Here is an 18588-nt window from a genome sequence, read left to right as displayed (position 1 = left end):
CTGTTAGTCAATTAGGTATATACCACGTTGATTTGGCGCTATTACCCATTTAGGAGAGTATCATGGCTAAGAAGATTGATGGTTACATCAAACTGCAAGTGCCTGCAGGCAAAGCAAATCCTTCACCACCTATTGGTCCAGCTTTGGGTCAAAAAGGCGTGAACATCATGGCGTTCTGTAAAGAATTTAACGCTGCGACCTCAGGCCAAGAGCCAGGTCTACCGATCCCAACTGAGATCACAGTATACAGCGACAAATCTTTTACCTTCATCATGAAGTCACCACCAGCTGCATACTTACTACGTAAGGCTGCTGGTATTGCTAAAGGTTCAGGTACACCGAACACTGCTAAAGTTGGTAAAGTTGACCGTGCACAACTAGAAGACATCGTTAAGACTAAGAATGCAGATTTAACTGCTGCTGATCTTGACGCTGCTGTTCGTACCATCGCTGGTACTGCACGTTCAATGGGTATTACCGTGGAGGGTGTATAATGTCTAAGCTAACCAAACGTCAAAAAGAAATTCAAAGCCGTATTGATAACGAAAAACAGTACACTATTGAAGAAGCGGTTCAAATCCTAAACGATTTGCCAGCGCTAAAATTCAAAGAGTCTATCGATATCGCGGTAAACTTGGGCGTTGACCCACGTAAATCTGATCAAGTAGTTCGTGGTGCAACTAACCTACCTGCTGGTACTGGTAAAACCAAACGCGTTGCTGTATTCGCTCAAGGCGCTGCTGCTGAAGCCGCTAAAGAAGCTGGTGCAGACATCGTTGGTTTTGAAGACCTAGCAGAGCAAATCAAAGCCGGTAACATGGACTTTGATGTTGTTATCGCAGCTCCAGATGCAATGCGTGTTGTTGGTCAGTTAGGTACTATCCTAGGCCCACGTGGTCTAATGCCTAACCCTAAAGTTGGTACGGTAACGCCAAACGTTGCTGAAGCTGTGACTAATGCGAAAGCTGGTCAGGCTCAGTACCGTGTTGATAAAGCTGGTATCATCCATGCAACTATCGGCCAAGTTGGTTTCACTGCTGATCAAATCGAGCAAAACGCGCAAGCGATTCTTTCTGATCTAAAGCGTGCTAAGCCTGCTACTTCTAAAGGTACTTTCATTAAGAAAATTACCTTGTCTAGCACGATGGGTCCAGGTCTAACGATCGACGCTGTTCCTTATCGTACTGCTAAATAATTAAAGTTTTTATCTTCAAATATTTTGAATGATAAACACAAACAGTTTTTAAAGAATTAGGTCAGCGTAGTATTTGCTACGCTGTCTAAGACCGTAGGTAGAGAGTAGTTTAGAGTCATAGTTAGCGATCTTCGGATAGTTGTTTATGACAATAAGTCACTTTTGTTAATCGACGACAGATGAAAATCTTAGTTGTCCTACGCAGACGGTGGCCCACACAGTTTAAGACACGAGCGGATAGGGCGATAAGATTATTTATAATCTTCAAACTATTACTCAACGTCATTCTGATAACGGTGCCGTAATCAGTCGTTACCAGTAGATGCTTTTTTTATTAATTGAATCCGCTGGTAATGTGTCGTATCAAGTCAGTCTTAGCTTACAGTTTGAGCGCATAAAAACCTTGTTTTTGGCACTTTTATTATAAGTCGATTGATAAGATTAAAGGAGTCAACTTATGGCATTAACGCTAGAACAAAAACAACAAGTTGTGGCTGAAGTGTCTGAAGTTGCTGCTAATGCTTACTCAGCAGTAGCTGCCGAATATCACGGTATTGGTGTTGCACAGCTTACTAAGCTGCGCGAACAAGCTCGTGATAAAGGTGTGGTTTTGAAAGTGGTAAAAAATACACTAGCAAAACGCGCTTTTGAAGGCACTAAGTTTGAGAGCATGTCAGACCGTATGACTGGTCCACTACTTTTGGCTTTCTCTATGGAAGATTTGGGATCTGCTGCTCGAGTCGTTTTCGACTTCAGCAAAGATAACAAAGCTTTAGAGACCAAATTAGTATCAGTCGGTGGTGAAGTTTATGGTCCAGAAGAGCTAGAGCGCGTATCGAAGCTACCAACTCGCGACGAAGCAATCTCTATCTTGATGGCTACTATGAATGCACCAGTGACCAAGCTTGTCCAGACTATGAACGCTGTTCCTGGCAAGTTCGTTCGCACTGTAGCGGCAATCAAAGACGCAAAAGAAGCTGCTTAATTGCTTGTTTTAACGTAACTTTAACATCGCTAATTTTGGTTGCACTTTATTGTCACATTAGGCAAGCAATCAAGGCGATATTAGAATCAATTAATTTTTATCAGATAACGGAGAGTTCTCATGGCACTATCTAAAGATGACGTGTTAAATGCAATCGCTGAAATGTCAGTAATGGATATCGTTGAGTTAATCAGCGACATGGAAGAAAAATTCGGCGTAACAGCTGCTGTTGCTGCTGCACCTGCTGCTGCTGGTCCTGCTGCTGCTGCTGCTGAAGAAAAAGACGAGTTTGACGTAGTTCTTGCCAGCTTTGGCGAGAAGAAAGTTGGCGTAATTAAAGCCGTACGTGAAGCTACTGGTCTTGGCCTAAAAGAAGCGAAAGATTTGGTTGAAAGCGCTCCAGCTCCAATCAAAGAAGGCGCATCTAAAGCTGAAGCTGAAGAGTTGAAAAAGAAACTTGAAGAAGCTGGTGCAACTGTTGAACTAAAATAAGTTTAACACTGTACGAAAAAAAAGCTGGTAATGCCTTGCATTGCCAGCTTTTTTTTACTATAATTCGTAGCTTGACCTTTTGTGTCTGCCAACATACGTATGCAACATCACGGTGGATACCCATCAAAAGGACAGACGATATACATGCAAGCACACATGCCAGTTTTTGAAATCAGTTAATATGAGCTAAACGTCTGTAGATGTTTGGCATTTTTTTGTGTCTGCATGCTTTCCTATCAACACTATAGTTTATACTGATTCTAAAAGTTATAGTTACCCCGATTATTAATCCTGAAAAAAGCGGTATTCTTAAAAAAGCTGTTGATCATAAGTTGCCTACTTGATGTGGCATGACTGTCGATATTCAGTCTCATAGACAGCTTGTATGTGTAGGGAACATGGTTCGGTAATAAGTAGTCTAGATGGCAAGTGGTATGGATGCAATCTTAATAGACATTATTTCCCAGCAATGTATTTGTAAAGTAAGCCTGATAGGCAATGCGTTATAGATTATATAATATTGAATTTTTTGGTTGCAACAGTCATATAGACTGATTCACTTACCATGAATCTAGCAAGCAACGACGAGATTAAGTGAAGTGTGCTAGGTAAGCACTGAAGAGTAAAGTAGTAATTGACAGAAAAGACATGAACTGAACACGAAGACCCGTTTTATATTATCGTTTACGTCGCCACGTTTGCATCGTATTTATGCATACTGGCCACGCTTTTAATTTGTTTCCACGTTTACTGTAAGGACTCTCGATGGCATATTCTTATACTGAAAAAAAGCGTATTCGCAAAAGTTTTGCTGAATTGCCCACTGTAATGGACGTTCCCTATTTACTGTCTATTCAAGTAGATTCTTATGAGCAATTTTTGCAAGAGCACAAAAAGCCGAAAGCTCGTGAGAATACTGGTTTGCAAGCTGCGTATTCCTCTATTTTCCCAATTGAGAGTCACTCTGGTAACGCAGAGCTACAATTTGTTGAGTACTATTTAGGCACGCCTGAATTTGATGAGCGTGAGTGTATCTTACGTGGTTCAACGTTTGCTGCGCCTATGCGTGTCAAAATCCGTTTGATCATCAAAGACAAAGACAGCAAAGACAAAGATAGCAAAGCTGCGATCAAAGATATCCGTGAGCAAAGCGTTTACATGGGCGAGATGCCTTTGATGACCGCTAACGGTACTTTTATTATCAATGGTACTGAACGTGTTATCGTATCTCAGCTACATCGTTCACCTGGTGTGTTCTTTGACCATGATAAAGGTAAGTCGCATTCAAGTGGTAAAGTGCTTTATAACGCACGTATCATCCCTTACCGTGGTTCATGGTTAGACTTTGAATTTGATGCAAAAGATTTAGTATTTGCTCGTATTGACCGTCGCCGTAAGCTACTTGCGTCAATCATCCTACGCGCACTTGGTCTAACAACTTCTGAAATCCTAGATTTATTCTTTGATAAAGTCGCTGTTTATAAAGCTGAAGAGACGTTTGAAATTGATCTAGTTGCTGATCGTCTACGTGGCGAAATGGCTCAGTTCGATATCGTATCACCTGAAGGTGACGTTATCGTAGAGCAGGGCAAACGCATTAACGCACGCCGTATCCGTCAGCTTGAAGAAGCCGGTATGACGAAAATTGCTGTGCCTGATGAGTATCTATACGAGCGTATCTTAGCAGAAGACATCGTTGTTAATGATGAAATCATCGCTAAAGCAAATACGCCAATTGACCACGAGTTATTGGTAAAATTGAACTCATTTGAAGCCAGTGGTGCCATCAAAGAGTTCAGCATTCTGTTCACGAACGATATCGACCAAGGTAGTTATATTGCCGATACGCTACGTGCTGATAGTACATCAAGCCGTGAAGAAGCGTTGATCGAAATCTATAAAGTCATGCGTCCAGGTGAGCCACCAACGGTTGAAACTGCTGAGAAACTGTTTGAAAGCATGTTCTTTAATGCAGATCGTTATGACTTATCAAACGTCGGTCGTATGAAGTTCAACCGTCGTCTTGGTTTAGAATTTGATAATACTGATGATCCTGATATCCAGCGCGAACGCAGTGTATTGACTAACGATGATATCGTTAACGTTCTAAAAGAGCTTATCGAGATTCGTAATGGTCGCGGCGATGTCGATGATATTGACCATCTTGGTAACCGCCGCATTCGTTCAGTAGGCGAGATGGCAGAAAACCAATTCCGTGTTGGTCTAGTACGTGTTGAGCGTGCTGTAAAAGAGCGTTTAAGCTCAGCAGAATCAGACAACTTGTCACCACAAGATTTGATTAACTCTAAGCCAGTAGCGGCTGCGGTTAAAGAATTCTTTGGTTCAAGCCAGTTGTCACAGTTTATGGATCAGAACAATCCGTTGTCTGAAGTTACCCATAAGCGCCGTGTATCAGCGTTAGGACCTGGTGGTCTAACTCGTGAACGTGCAGGCTTTGAAGTACGTGACGTACATGATACGCATTATGGCCGTGTATGTCCTATTGAGACTCCTGAAGGTCCAAACATTGGTCTGATCAACTCACTAGCGACATTTGCTAAAACCAACAGCTTTGGCTTCTTAGAAACGCCTTATCGCCGTGTGGTTGATGGTAAAGTGACTGACGTTATTGAGTATCTATCAGCAATCGAAGAAGTAGGTACTGTCATTGCACAGGCTGATTCTCCGATGACTGAAGATGGCGCGTTATCTGACGAGATGGTCAGTGTACGTAGCTATGGTGAATTTGTTCGTATGCCGCCAGAAAAAGTGACGCATATGGATGTATCACCAAGTCAGGTAGTATCGGTTGCAGCAGGTCTGATTCCGTTCCTAGAGCATGATGATGCTAACCGTGCCTTGATGGGCTCGAACATGCAGCGTCAGGCTGTTCCTACACTACGTGCTGATAAGCCGTTAGTAGGTACTGGTATGGAGCGTCACGTTGCTCGTGACTCTGGTGTTTGTGTTATCGCTAAGCGTGGCGGTGTGATTGAAGATGTTGATGCATCACGTATCGTTGTTCGTGTGAATGAAGACGAGATGACTGCTGGTGAAGCGGGTATCGATATCTATAACTTGATCAAATACACGCGCTCTAACCAAAACACTTGTATCAACCAACGTATCATCGTTAACCAAGGTGACGAGATTGCTTTGGGTGATATCTTGGCTGATGGTCCTTCAACGGATCTTGGTGAGCTAGCATTAGGTCAGAACATCCGCATCGCATTTATGCCGTGGAATGGTTACAACTTCGAAGATTCAATCTTGTTATCTGAAAAAGTAGTTAAAGAAGATCGTTTCACTACTATTCATATCCAAGAATTGACTTGTGTGGCTCGTGATACCAAGCTAGGTACAGAAGAGATCACTGCTGATATTCCAAACGTTGGTGAAGCAGCATTATCAAGTCTTGATGAAGCAGGTATCGTCTATATCGGTGCTGAAGTTGACGCTGGTGATATTCTAGTTGGTAAAGTGACGCCAAAAGGTGAAACGCAACTAACGCCAGAAGAGAAACTACTACGGGCTATCTTTGGCGAAAAAGCGGCTGACGTGAAAGACACTTCACTACGCGTACCAACTTCAAGTAAAGGTACAGTTATTGATGTACAGGTCTTCACCCGTGATGGCGTTGAAAAAGACGCACGCGCAAGAGCGATTGAAAAATCGCAGCTTGATAGCTATCGCAAAGATTTGAAAGAAGAGCTACGTATCTTTGAAGAAGCAGCACGTGGTCGTATTGGTAATCTACTAGATGGCCAAAAAGTCAGCGGCGGTGCTGGTCTAAAAGCTGGTACAGTTATGGCATTGGCTGATATGAAAGATATGAGCCTTGAGACGTTGCTTGATATCCAACCAGTAGAAGAAGAAATCTCTGAGCGTCTAACGCAAATCGCTGATTACTTGGTTGATAAGCAAAAAGACATCGATGTGAAGTTTGCTGAGAAAAAACGCAAATTGACTGCTGGTGATGACTTGCAACATGGCGTACAAAAAATCGTTAAAGTATATCTAGCGGTTAAGCGTCGTATTCAGCCTGGTGATAAGATGGCTGGTCGTCATGGTAACAAAGGTGTTGTATCGCGCATCATGCCAGTTGAAGACATGCCTTATGATGAAAATGGTAATACCGTTGACATCGTATTGAACCCACTTGGTGTACCATCTCGTATGAACATCGGTCAGGTTCTAGAGACGCATTTGGGTATGGCAGCGAAAGGGTTGGGCGAGAAGATTGACGGTATGCTCAAATCTCAAGCAGCAATCAAAGAGCTACGTGACTTCTTGGACAAAATCTATAACCAAGTAGGCGGTGAGCAAGTTGATCTTGATAGTTTGAGTGATGACGACATCATGGCGCTAGCAGACAACTTACGTGGCGGTGTACCGATGGGCACAGCAGTATTTGACGGCGCAAGAGAAAGCCAAGTTAAAGACTTGCTCGAGCTTGCTGGTATGGATCGCGATGGTCAGCAGACGTTATATGATGGTCGTACAGGTCAGAAGTTTGACCGTAAAGTAACCGTCGGCTATATGTACATGCTCAAGCTTAACCATTTGGTTGATGACAAAATGCATGCGCGTTCAACAGGTTCTTATTCTCTAGTAACGCAGCAGCCATTGGGTGGTAAAGCTCAGTTTGGTGGTCAGCGCTTCGGTGAGATGGAAGTGTGGGCACTAGAAGCATACGGCGCGACTTACACGTTGCAAGAAATGCTAACGGTGAAGTCGGATGACGTTGAAGGCCGTACTCGTATGTACAAAAACATCGTTGATGGTGAGCAGTATATGGATCCAGGCATGCCTGAGTCGTTTAACGTACTGACCAAAGAAATCAAATCACTGGGTATTAATATTGAGTTAAAACAAAGCAACTAGCCCGTTGTTTAACTTAGTTGTCCACTAAAGGCAGTCTGCTTTATTGCTGCTGCTTTTAGTGATTTGTCTCAACCCTATTCATTGCCTTCATTCATCTTATCTGCGTCAATGGTACGCTGTCAGATGATTATAAAGATAACGGAGAAGCAACTTGAAAGATTTACTCGATATCATGCAAAGCCCTACCGGCAACGGTAACCAAGAGTTTGATAGCATTCAAATTACTTTAGCCTCACCTGACGTCATCAAGTCATGGTCGCACGGCGAAGTGAAAAAGCCTGAAACCATCAACTATCGCACGTTCAAGCCTGAGCGTGATGGTCTTTTTTGTGCCAAAATCTTTGGTCCAGTAAAAGACTTCGAATGTTTATGTGGTAAATATAAGCGCCGTAAGTTCCAAGGCGTTATCTGTGAAAAATGTGGTGTTGAAGTTACCACTGCTAAAGTTCGTCGTGATCGCATGGGTCATATCGACCTAGCCAGTCCAGTTGCGCATATTTGGTTCCTAAAATCATTACCAAGCCGCATCGGTCTATTGCTAGACATGACGCTACGTGATATCGAGCGCGTTCTATATTTTGAAAGCTATATCGTTACTGAGCCTGGTCTAACTAGTTTAGAAAAGTACCAGTTGCTTGATGATGAAGATTATTACAAAGCGCTTGAAGAGTTCGGTGATGAATTCACAGCCAAAATGGGTGCTGAAGCCGTTCAAGACCTATTAAAAGACATCGATATCGATCTTGAAATCGATGAGCTACGTGAAGCGATTCCACAAACAGGTTCTGAGACTAAGCTTAAGAAAATGTCTAAGCGTCTCAAATTATTAGAAGCATTCCGTGATTCTAATAACAAGCCTGAGTGGATGGTAATGAACATCTTGCCAGTACTACCACCAGATTTGCGTCCTCTAGTACCGCTAGAAGGCGGCCGTTTTGCGACGTCAGATCTAAACGATCTATATCGCCGTGTGATCAACCGTAACAACCGTCTTAAGCGTCTGCTTGAGCTAAGCGCACCTGACATCATCGTACGTAACGAAAAGCGTATGTTGCAAGAGTCAGTAGATGCGTTGCTTGATAACGGTCGTCGCGGTCGTGCCATCACTGGTAGTAACAAGCGTCCATTGAAATCTTTGGCAGATATGATCAAAGGTAAGCAAGGTCGTTTCCGTCAGAACTTACTTGGTAAGCGTGTCGATTACTCTGGTCGTTCGGTTATCGTTGTAGGTCCAACACTACGTCTACATCAGTGTGGTCTACCTAAGAAAATGGCACTAGAATTATTCAAGCCATTTACTTATAACAAACTATTGTCTCATGGTTTAGCGACTACAATTAAAGCTGCTAAAAAGATGGTAGAGCGTGAAGAGCCACAAGTGTGGGATATGCTGGCCATGGTTATCCGTGAGCATCCAGTACTTCTTAACCGTGCGCCAACACTTCACCGTTTGGGTCTACAGGCATTTGAGCCAGTATTGATCGAAGGTAAAGCCATCCAGTTGCATCCGCTTGTTTGTACCGCATTCAACGCCGATTTCGATGGTGACCAAATGGCCGTTCACGTGCCATTGACGCTAGAAGCGCAGCTTGAATCACGTGCCTTGATGATGTCTACCAACAACATCTTGTCACCTGCGAACGGTGATCCGATCATCGTACCATCTCAGGATGTTGTACTAGGTCTATATTACATCAGTCGCTCGTCGATCAATGCCAAAGGCGAGAGCATGATTTTTGCTACCGTTAATGAAGCATTGCGTGCAATTGGTTCAAACGATCTACATGTAAACGCTAAAATCAAAGTGCGTGTTACTGAGACGCAAATTGACGAAGACGGTAACGAGACTAAAGAAATCAGTATCAAAGATACGGTTGCTGGTCGTCTACTTATCTGGAACATCATGCCTAAAGGTATGACGTTTGATGAGTGTAACCAAGAGATGACGAAGAAAAACATCTCTCGTTTGATTAACTCTTGCTACCGTAAAGTTGGCGTAAAAGAAAGTGTTATGTTTGCTGACCAATTAATGTACCTTGGTTTTGCTCAAGCAACATTATCTGGCGTGTCTATCGGTATCGACGACATGGTTATTCCACCACTTAAGAAGCAAATCATCGAAGTGGCAGAAGGCGAAGTTCGCGAAATCGAAGATCAGTTCGAGCAAGGTTTCGTAACTGCTGGTGAGCGCTATAACAAAGTAGTTGATATCTGGTCACGTACCAATGACAAAGTCGCTAAGGCGATGATGGACAACTTAGCAACAGATAAAGTTATCAATGCACAAGGTGAAGAAGACGAGCAGAAGTCATTCAACTCTATCTTTATCATGTCAGATTCTGGTGCTCGTGGTAGTGCGGCACAGATTCGTCAGTTGGCAGGTATGCGTGGTTTGATGGCTAAGCCAGATGGCTCAATCATTGAGACGCCGATTAAAGCTAACTTCCGTGAAGGTTTGACGGTACTACAGTACTTCATCTCAACTCACGGTGCACGTAAAGGTCTAGCGGATACGGCACTGAAAACAGCTAACTCGGGTTACCTAACTCGTCGTCTGGTTGATGTGGCACAAGATTTGGTTATCACTAGCGATGATTGTGGTACTGAAGAAGGCCTACTCATGAAACCACATATCCAAGGTGGTGAAATCATTGAGAAGTTAGGTGAGCTAGTACTGGGTCGTGTCACTGCTCGTGACGTTACTTATAATGACGATGCTGATAAAGTATTGATTCCAGCTGGTACATTGATCGATGAGTACTGGGTCAACGTCCTTGATAACAACGCAATCGATGATATCTGGGTACGTTCAGTAATTACTTGTGATATCGAACATGGCGTATGTTCACAGTGTTATGGTCGTGACCTTGCACGTGGTCATAAAGTAAATATCGGCGAATCAGTCGGTGTTATGGCCGCTCAGTCTATTGGTGAGCCGGGTACTCAGTTAACCATGCGTACGTTCCACGTGGGCGGGGCAGCGAGTTCAGCCTCTGTAGACAACAGCATCTCTGTACGTAATGCTGGTCAAGCGCACTTTGAAAACATGAAAACAGTACAGCATACTGATGGTCACTTAGTCATCGTATCGCGTTCAGCTGAAATCGCATTGACCGATGAGCTTGGCCGTGAGCGTGAGCGCTATAAAGTACCATATGGTTCAAGCGTACTTGTGAAAGACGAAGAGCAGGTTGAAGGCGGTCAAACTATCGCTAAGTGGGATCCGCATACGCATCCAATCATCACAGAATTTGCTGGTACCGCACGCTTCAGTGACATCACTGATGGTATGACTGCGACAGTTAAGGTTGATGATGCGACTGGTATGAGCTCATTTGAGATTCTAGCCACTCGTGACCGTTCAAGCTCAGCAAAAGACTTACGTCCTGCGATTATCTTGAACACTGACGAAGGCAAAGAAGTGGTTTACTTCTTACCAGCTGAAACTATCATCCGCGTAAGCGATGGTGAAAAAGTAGCAGCAGGTTCGATTCTAGGCCGTGTACCACAAGCGTCTTCTGGTACAAAAGATATTACCGGTGGTCTACCACGTGTTGCTGACTTGTTCGAAGCACGTCGTCCAAAAGATCACGCTATCATGGCAGAAATGACTGGTGTGGTTAGCTTTGGTAAAGAGACCAAAGGTAAGAACCGCTTCATTATTACTAATGAAGATGGTGAAGTACATGAAGAGCTAATCCCGAAATGGCGTCAAATCAACGTCTTTGAAAACGAGACGGTAGCACGTGGTGAAGTGATCGCTGATGGTCCACAGAACCCACATGATATCTTGCGTTTGAAAGGTCAGACTGCACTTGCTGATTATATCGTCAACGAAGTACAGGACGTTTATCGCTTGCAGGGTGTAAAAATCAACGACAAGCACATCGAAGTTATCATTCGTCAGATGTTGCGTAAAGTTGAAATCACTGACGGCGGCGACTCAAGTCACTTCAAAGGTGATCAGGTCGAGTATGCAGATATCAAAGCATTGAATGCGAAGCTAGAAGCGGAAGATAAATTCCCAGTACAGTTTGAGCGTCAATTATTAGGTATCACCAAAGCAAGTCTAGCAACTGAAAGCTTTATTTCAGCTGCTTCTTTCCAGGAAACAACCCGTGTACTAACTGCGGCTGCTGTGACTGGTAAAGTGGATGAGCTACGTGGTCTGAAAGAAAACGTGGTTGTTGGTCGCTTGATTCCTGCAGGTACTGGTCTTGCTTATCATAAAGCGCGTAAAGAAAAAGCAGATCAGAAGCTACAAGATAAAGATTTGAATGCAGCGTTTGATATGACTGCAAGCACTGATAGTAAAGACTTTGCAAGCTTCGACGAAGCATTTGCTCAAGAGTTAAATCAAGATAATTAATCGTATTAAGTATCTTGATTCATTCTTAATTTGATAAAAAAGCCAGCCTAAGTTGCTGGCTTTTTTGTGCGTATAAAAAACTGAGAAAGGCATGGTGCTATCATCTAAAAAAATAGTACACTGGAAATATGCTCTAATTCACTATTCATAGAAGGATAATTAGCAAATGGCAGGTAAAACTCGCGTCGCCAAATATCAAGCAGATCGAACCAATCAAAAGTTATATTTCTGTCGTTTATCTTGCCAATCTGCAGGAAGTACCAATGATAAGCAGTTATATCAAGCCCATTGCGAAACCGCTATTTTTCATTTACATGGTGCGCTGCTGGCATTTATTCAGGAGTTGGGTCATTTTTATAGCTTAAATATGACGGCGCCAACTCTGCTCGATATTGAACAAGCATTGAACGAGCGTACGCAAGTATCTCCTGAGATTCAGCGTTTGCAGCAATTACAGCAGCAAGGTTTTATAGCCAATATAGAACGTGCTTATCAGCGTTGTCTGTATGCAGTACCGCCAGATACTATCGTCGATGAAGCGCCAAGCAGTCATTCAGCATCGCCAGACTTGATTGTCAATGTTGTCACTTTATCTAATCAATGGCTGCCTGATGAGACCACAATACGAGAATGGCGCAATCAGCTTTTAGAGCTGATCGAACAACTGCGTGCAGGTATGGTCGAGTTCTAATAGTAAGTAAACTAGCAAATTTATTCTTGAGCGCTACTTATTGAATCATTTGAAAGTATGATTAAGTAGGGTAGGCTATAGTCTACAGCGCATAAAAAAGGCTTATTCAGTTATTACTGAATAAGCCTTTTTCTTATTAACTAAAAATAGTCTTGTTTGTTATTCTGGCATCGGAGGCATACTTTCAACGGGCGTCACTGTTAATGGATTTTCCGGTACGCTGTCATCACTACGATTGCTGCTTGGTTTCGTTGATGTTGGAGTGCTAGTATCTTCAGTAGGCTCTGGAACCGAAGGCTTACGCTGCTGGGTTTGAGTCTTGACTGGCTTGGCTGATTTATTAGCGTCATCGTTAACTAGGACGCCATCATCAGTCATCTCTATGATGCTTTGCTGTTGCTTTCTGGATTTTGAGCGGTTATTGATAGATACCCATTGGCTTGGCGTGTCTTTGAGCTGTGCTTTCATAAAGTCCATCCATACTGGCAGCGCTGCCACACCACCATATTCACGGCGACCCATAGTAGATGGTTGATCAAATCCCATCCATACTACTGTCGCATTGGTAGGATGGAACCCAGCAAACCACGCATCTTTGGCCTGATTGGTAGTACCAGTTTTGCCACCGATATCATTGCGACCTAATGCCTTTGCTCTTACCGCTGTACCGCGTTGGACTACATCGCGTAGTATATCTGCCATCTCAAAAGCGACTCTAGGTTGCAGTATGCGCGGTGCTTGTTTGGCTCTTACATATTGTACGGCAGGCGCTTTTAGGCGGTCTGACTGTGGACCTGCGTTATATACCGTTAAATCAAGCTTTTTATCTGTTGTTTCGCTATTATCATTGCTTTCTGATAATGAATTATTGGCAGTTATTTCATTAGTGCTATCATCAAGACTGCTATCATCAAGCGCTTCAATTGACTTCTCATACTCCTCAATTAAGCTGCTATTAACCTTTTCAAGTTTTTCGTTAAAGCATAGTGCACACGCTTGACGTGGATTTGCCTGAAACAACAGCTCGTTTTTATAATTGTAAATTTGTTCAATAAAGTAAGGTTGGACACGATGACCACCATTCGCGAAAGTTGCATAAGCCGTAGCCATTTGTAACGGTGTGGCTTGTCCTGCTCCAAGTGCTAATGATAATGTTGTCGGCAGCTTTTCTTTATCAAGACCGAATTCATCTAATAGGTTGCGCGTACTTGAGATACCGATCGCTTGTAACAAGCGAATAGATACGAGGTTACGCGACAAATATAAACCGCGACGTAAAGTGATATCACCTAAGAAACGTTCATCAGAGTTTTTGGGTTTCCAGTCACCTACTTGTATAGCTCGGTCAGAAACGATGGTATCTGGGCGATAACCTTTTTCTAAAGCAGCGGTATAAACAAGTGGTTTAATGGTTGAGCCAGGTTGACGCCAGCCTTGTAGAGCGCGGTTGAACTTACTGTGGTTAAAATCAAAGCCACCGACTAATGCATTGACAGCACCAGTCTCTGGATTCAACGAGACCAAACTGCCTTGAATTTTAGGTATTTGACCTAATTGCCAGTTGCCATTTGAAGTAGGTATCACACGAACGATATCGTTTTTCTTAACAACTTGACTGGCATTGCTAGGGTAATAACCAATACGGTCAGCAGAAATATATTTACGTGCCCACTTCATACCAGACCAATTAACGGTCACTTCTTCACCAGATTGTAGGACTGCGTCAAAACTACGAGAATTGACTTTAGTCACTTTGGCAGGAGACATATTGCTGTAACGTCGAAAGTTTTCGAGAGGCTCATCATTTGCTTCAGCCCCGCGCCAACCATGGCGATGCTCATAGGCAATCAATCCTGTTACTACTGCTGCTTCGGCATCTGTTTGCGCTTTACTATCTACTGTGAGACGTACGCGCCAGCCACCGTGCATAACTTGATCGCCGTAACGTTCGACCAAAGAAGCGCGCGTCATTTCTGCCAAATAAGGCATATTTACATCGAGCTTTTCTTTATATAGGTTGATACCTATAGGGGAGTTGACCGCTTCATCGTACTGAGCTTTAGTAATATAGCCAAGCTCATGCATGCGTCCAACGATCCAGTTGCGGCGAGTCAGTGCACGGCTAGGATTGGCAACAGGATTATATTTAGAAGGGGCTTTTGGTAGGCCGGCTAACATCGCCATTTCAGCAATAGTTAGGTTGTCTAATGACTTACTATAGTATTTTTTGGCCGCAGCACGAATGCCGTAGGCACCTTCGCCCAGATAGATTTTATTGACATATAGCGTCAAAATATCATTTTTACTCAGTTCGTCTTCGATCTTACGCGCCAAAAACAACTCTGTGAGTTTGCGGTTTAAAGTACGTTCTGGACTTAAGAAATAGTTTTTAGCGACCTGCATCGTAATGGTAGAGCCACCGGTTTGACCATCGTCATCAGTGACTGCTTCGGTGACAGCGCGACCAAGACCTTTAATACTGATTCCGCTATGCTGAAAGAAAGAAGCATCTTCGGCCGCTAAAAAAGCATGAGTTAAATCTTCAGGAATCTCATCAAAACTAACTGGTAATGATAAACGATTGCCGTATTGGCCGATTAATTTATCATCACTACTATAAATCTGTAATGGCATTTCTAATTTGGCTGTTTTAATTTCTTGCGTACTAGGTAGGGTCGGCGATAGATACATGGCCATCCCATAAAAACCAATAGGTACAGCAAGTGCTAGAACAACTGCCAATGCTAGGCAAGCGATAAAGAGTCCCACCAAAAAGCGAATGAGACGAGCGGTAGCATTTTTTTTGGCCATAATAAGACTTATTAGTTAGAATTTGTAGCAGACAATATTATTATACATTGAACAAAATAGGCAGGTCATAATAAATGTGTAAGTTGGCCTTAATATATTTTTAAATGCTTGAATCTATCAATTAAGTAAAGTATTGTATTGAATTATTACAAATAACTACCAGATTGTACACTTAATATAAGGTATAGAGCTAGTGAGGCTATTTACTTCCAAAAGTCGACATTTGATTGGCGTGGATATTTGTGCCACTTCAGTAAAGTTGGTTGACATACAGCGTCAGCAAGGCATGTTCCACCTAAAATCTTATGGTATTGAAAGACTACCGGAAGGTATTGTGGTTGATAAGATTCTAGTAGATACAGAAGCTGCCGGCAATATTATAACGAGCTTGGCACGACGCTGCCAAGTCGCGGGTAGCAATGCTGCGACCGCTGTTTCTGGCTCTGCAGTGATTACTAAAATCATTGATATGGATATGACACTCAGCGATGTAGAGCGTGAGGCGCAAATACGTTTGGATGCTGATCAGTATGTGCCTTATCCATTAGAAGACGTCAATCTGGACTTTGAGGTATTAGGACCGTCTTTAGTTAGTGAAGATATGGTTCAGGTGTTGCTTGCTGCTTCTCGTTCAGAGAACGTTGACCAACGTGTTGATGCTCTAGCCTTTGGTGGCCTACAAACGAAAGTCATGGATATCGAATCTCATGCAATCGAGCGTGCGTTTGGATTGATGGTAGATAGTCTGCCAAATGTACCAGAACTGGTAGCGTTGGTAGATATTGGCCATAATCAGACCACATTATATATTGCCAAGAATGGTGAGTTTATTTATAGTCGTGAGCAGTTATTTGGTGGTGCTCAGCTGACCGAGGCAATACAAAACCGCTATGGCCTGTCAGTAGAAGAAGCGACATTGAGTAAACGCGAACGTACCTTACCTGATGATTATTATCCTGAAGTACTGACCCCTTTTATAGAAAATACCATTCAACAGATCACTCGCTCTTTACAGTTTTATTTCTCATCAAGTCAATATAGCAGTATCGATCATGTGGTGCTTGCAGGGGGCAGCAGTTCTATTGCAGGTCTCGCTGGTATGGCACAACAAAAGCTGGGTGTAACTGTCAGTGTTGCCAACCCTTTTACCAATATGACTATTGCACCAAATATCGATAATGAGCAATTGGCGGTCGATGCGCCAAGCTTAATGGCTGCATGCGGTCTTGCGTTAAGGAGCTTTGACTAATGGCTCGTATTAACCTTTTACCTTGGCGACAAGAAGAGCGTGAACGTCGTAACAAAGAGTTTATGACTTTAATAGTGGCGGTGACGTTACTGACCCTATTAGCAGCCTTCGCTTCATGGAGTTATTTCAACAATGAACTTGATGAGCAGCTTGATGCCAATGCATTGATCGAACAAGAAAACACTCGCTTAGACACCGCATTGACCGAAATTGACAGTTTAGAGCAGCGCCGTGAAGACATTATTTCACGCATGCAAGTTATTCAAGATCTACAGGGGCGACGTCCTGTACCTGTACGCTTGTGGGATGATCTCGCTAAAGCTATTCCACCAGCACTTTATCTAAATAACCTTAAACGTGAAGGTGATACGCTAACTTTGACAGGCTTAGCGGACAATCCAAACATTGTGTCCAGCCTGATTCGTAACCTTGATAACAGTAAATGGATGGGCAACTCAGCAGTAAGTAACATTCAACAGAATATTAGCGCTTATGAGGCTGCTCCAGTCCTCAATAATACGGTTAATACTGGTGAGCAGGCGCGACCTGTTTATCCTGAAGACAGTTACGTACAGTTTGTAGTAACGACTAGAGTACAATTGGAAACTCCGACTGCTGCTGACACCGATACTGGTCTAGGAGGAGCGTTATGAAGCTTATCCGCAAAAAGAGCCTCTCTAAAACCAAAAAATCTGCTTTAAAGCCAAAAAAGCAATTCGATTTAAATGAGTTTCGCCGTAGTTTTGAGTCGCTAGATTCAGAAAACTATGGCAGTTGGCCATTACCTGTAAAGGTGACAGTGATTGGTCTTATCATCACTTTTATCGCAGCATTGTCATGGGCATTACCCATCAGTAGCAAAATCGATGAGATCAATGCGGCTGAAAGCCAGCAGCAGACCTTGCTTGATAGCTACCGTGAAAAAGAATCTCGCGCACGTCATTTAAAAGCGTATCAGGCACAAGTTGTCCAAATGGAAACTGAATTTAATACTTTATTGGATCAGTTGCCGAAAGATACGCGTGTGTCAGAATTGGTAGAAGGCATAAACATGACAGGCGTTGGTAGTAATATCCGTTTTCAGGATATTTCAGTAGAGCCTGAAATCGAAAATGAATTCTTTATTGAGCAGCCAATACGTATCGCGGCTTTGGGTGAATACCATCAGTTTGGTAGCTTTATCAGTGGTCTTGCTGCACTGCCTCGAATTATTACGATGCATGATTTTGAAGTTAGTAACCCGCAGCCTACATTAGATGTTTTGCCAGAGCTCAATTTAGTATTGCAAACTAAGACTTATCGCTCTAAAGAAGCGGCTCCTGAAGGTGATGCCGCCGCCGCTACTGATGCAAATGCAGGAGGCAACTAATGAATATCCAAAGAATGCCCATGCTATTGGTTTTAAGTGTCACTGTTTTATCTATGACAGGGTGTAGTGACCGTATAGGTATGGCAGAGCAGGCAATGACCGATATCCGCAACCAGCCTGCACAGCCTATTGAGCCGCCGCCTAAAGCCGAACTGGTAGAAGATTTTGTATATAGCGCAAGCTCGCAACGTAGTCCATTTTTACCACCGAGTTTAGTCAATGTGCAAGGCCCGACCACTCCTATAGATGGTGTACGACCAGATATCAACAGAATCAAAGAACCGCTTGAGCAGTATGAACTGTCGCAATTGGTCTTCCGAGGTGTGGTGATTTCGCCCGAAGGTCAGCGATATGCATTGATACAACGTCCCGATGGTTCGGTTGCGAGTGTTAAAGTAGGCGATTATCTTGGATTGAATGACGGCCGTATTGTTGAAATCACGCCGACCCAGGTTAACTTGATTGAAATTGTGCCAGATAGCCGCGCAGGGTTTGTAGAAAAACCCCAGTCGCTGGTATCCCCTATAAGCTAAGTCGGCAGAT

Annotated in this window: 12 protein-coding genes; 11 read left to right on the top strand and 1 reads right to left on the bottom strand. The window is 43.2% G+C overall.

Annotation, left to right across the window (positions count from 1 at the left end; genetic code table 11):
* Positions 1-62: 62 nt before the first annotated feature.
* From rplK to ACS8FA_RS27030, 7 genes are all read left to right on the top strand, one after another.
* A complete protein-coding gene (gene rplK, locus ACS8FA_RS27060) occupies positions 63-494 on the top strand; it encodes a 50S ribosomal protein L11 (RefSeq protein WP_057761727.1) in 432 nt (143 codons plus the stop codon).
* Positions 494-1195: a 50S ribosomal protein L1 gene (gene rplA, locus ACS8FA_RS27055; RefSeq protein WP_057761725.1), complete on the top strand. Its 702-nt coding sequence runs from the start codon at positions 494-496 to the stop codon at positions 1193-1195. Before rplK ends, rplA begins: the two co-directional genes overlap by 1 nt.
* A 457-nt stretch (positions 1196-1652) precedes the next feature.
* A complete protein-coding gene (gene rplJ / locus ACS8FA_RS27050) occupies positions 1653-2180 on the top strand; it encodes a 50S ribosomal protein L10 (protein WP_057761724.1) in 528 nt (175 codons plus the stop codon).
* A gap of 120 nt (positions 2181-2300) precedes the next feature.
* Positions 2301-2672 (top strand): 50S ribosomal protein L7/L12, encoded by a 372-nt coding sequence (gene rplL / locus ACS8FA_RS27045; protein WP_057761722.1) that lies wholly within the window; start codon positions 2301-2303, stop codon positions 2670-2672.
* 765 nt (positions 2673-3437) lie between these two features.
* Positions 3438-7556: a DNA-directed RNA polymerase subunit beta gene (gene rpoB / locus ACS8FA_RS27040; RefSeq protein WP_102093198.1), complete on the top strand. Its 4119-nt coding sequence runs from the start codon at positions 3438-3440 to the stop codon at positions 7554-7556.
* A 151-nt stretch (positions 7557-7707) separates the two neighbouring features.
* The gene (rpoC, locus tag ACS8FA_RS27035; protein WP_057761718.1) at positions 7708-11925 is read left to right on the top strand and encodes a DNA-directed RNA polymerase subunit beta'; all 4218 of its coding nucleotides are present in this window, start codon (positions 7708-7710) and stop codon (positions 11923-11925) included.
* A gap of 166 nt (positions 11926-12091) precedes the next feature.
* Complete coding sequence (locus ACS8FA_RS27030) at positions 12092-12616, top strand: DUF6586 family protein (RefSeq protein WP_439266533.1); 525 nt, start codon at positions 12092-12094, stop codon at positions 12614-12616.
* Positions 12617-12775: 159 nt separating this feature from the next.
* Here ACS8FA_RS27030 and ACS8FA_RS27025 read toward each other — a convergent pair whose 3' ends face one another.
* Positions 12776-15427 (bottom strand): penicillin-binding protein 1A, encoded by a 2652-nt coding sequence (locus tag ACS8FA_RS27025; protein WP_439266535.1) that lies wholly within the window; start codon positions 15425-15427, stop codon positions 12776-12778.
* Between the two features lie 193 nt (positions 15428-15620).
* On the opposite strand from ACS8FA_RS27025, the gene pilM reads away from it, so the two are divergent.
* Genes pilM through ACS8FA_RS27005 form a run of 4 tightly spaced genes read left to right on the top strand, consistent with a single transcriptional unit; the run spans position 15621 to position 18578 of the window.
* Positions 15621-16676 carry a type IV pilus assembly protein PilM gene (gene pilM / locus ACS8FA_RS27020; RefSeq protein ID WP_439266537.1) on the top strand — a complete coding sequence of 352 codons (1056 nt, stop codon included), beginning with the start codon at positions 15621-15623 and terminating at the stop codon, positions 16674-16676.
* Positions 16676-17329, top strand: coding sequence for a PilN domain-containing protein (locus tag ACS8FA_RS27015; protein ID WP_439266539.1), 654 nt, complete (start codon positions 16676-16678; stop codon positions 17327-17329). The genes pilM and ACS8FA_RS27015 overlap by 1 nt, the downstream gene beginning before the upstream one ends.
* On the top strand, positions 17326-18045 hold the full coding sequence (pilO, locus tag ACS8FA_RS27010) for a type IV pilus inner membrane component PilO (protein WP_179799317.1): 720 nt from the start codon (positions 17326-17328) through the stop codon (positions 18043-18045). The genes ACS8FA_RS27015 and pilO overlap by 4 nt, the downstream gene beginning before the upstream one ends.
* Positions 18045-18578, top strand: coding sequence for a pilus assembly protein PilP (locus ACS8FA_RS27005; RefSeq protein WP_165598124.1), 534 nt, complete (start codon positions 18045-18047; stop codon positions 18576-18578). Before pilO ends, ACS8FA_RS27005 begins: the two co-directional genes overlap by 1 nt.
* Positions 18579-18588: the final 10 nt, after the last annotated feature.

Origin of the sequence: Psychrobacter sp. 1Y1 (assembly GCF_051847395.2) — a bacterium.
GTDB lineage: Bacteria > Pseudomonadota > Gammaproteobacteria > Pseudomonadales > Moraxellaceae > Psychrobacter.
The sequence above is the reverse complement of the archived record's forward strand: the minus strand, read 5'-3'. Positions and strand labels throughout refer to the sequence as shown.

Coding starts and splice junctions, on each gene's coding strand:
- ACS8FA_RS27015 (WP_439266539.1), top strand. CDS start 16,676: ATGGCTCGTATTAACCTTTTACCTTGGCGACAAGAAGAGCGTGAACGT.
- pilO (WP_179799317.1), top strand. CDS start 17,326: ATGAAGCTTATCCGCAAAAAGAGCCTCTCTAAAACCAAAAAATCTGCT.
- rplK (WP_057761727.1), top strand. CDS start 63: ATGGCTAAGAAGATTGATGGTTACATCAAACTGCAAGTGCCTGCAGGC.
- rplJ (WP_057761724.1), top strand. CDS start 1,653: ATGGCATTAACGCTAGAACAAAAACAACAAGTTGTGGCTGAAGTGTCT.
- rplA (WP_057761725.1), top strand. CDS start 494: ATGTCTAAGCTAACCAAACGTCAAAAAGAAATTCAAAGCCGTATTGAT.
- ACS8FA_RS27005 (WP_165598124.1), top strand. CDS start 18,045: ATGAATATCCAAAGAATGCCCATGCTATTGGTTTTAAGTGTCACTGTT.
- ACS8FA_RS27025 (WP_439266535.1), bottom strand. CDS start 15,427: ATGGCCAAAAAAAATGCTACCGCTCGTCTCATTCGCTTTTTGGTGGGA.
- rpoB (WP_102093198.1), top strand. CDS start 3,438: ATGGCATATTCTTATACTGAAAAAAAGCGTATTCGCAAAAGTTTTGCT.
- rplL (WP_057761722.1), top strand. CDS start 2,301: ATGGCACTATCTAAAGATGACGTGTTAAATGCAATCGCTGAAATGTCA.
- ACS8FA_RS27030 (WP_439266533.1), top strand. CDS start 12,092: ATGGCAGGTAAAACTCGCGTCGCCAAATATCAAGCAGATCGAACCAAT.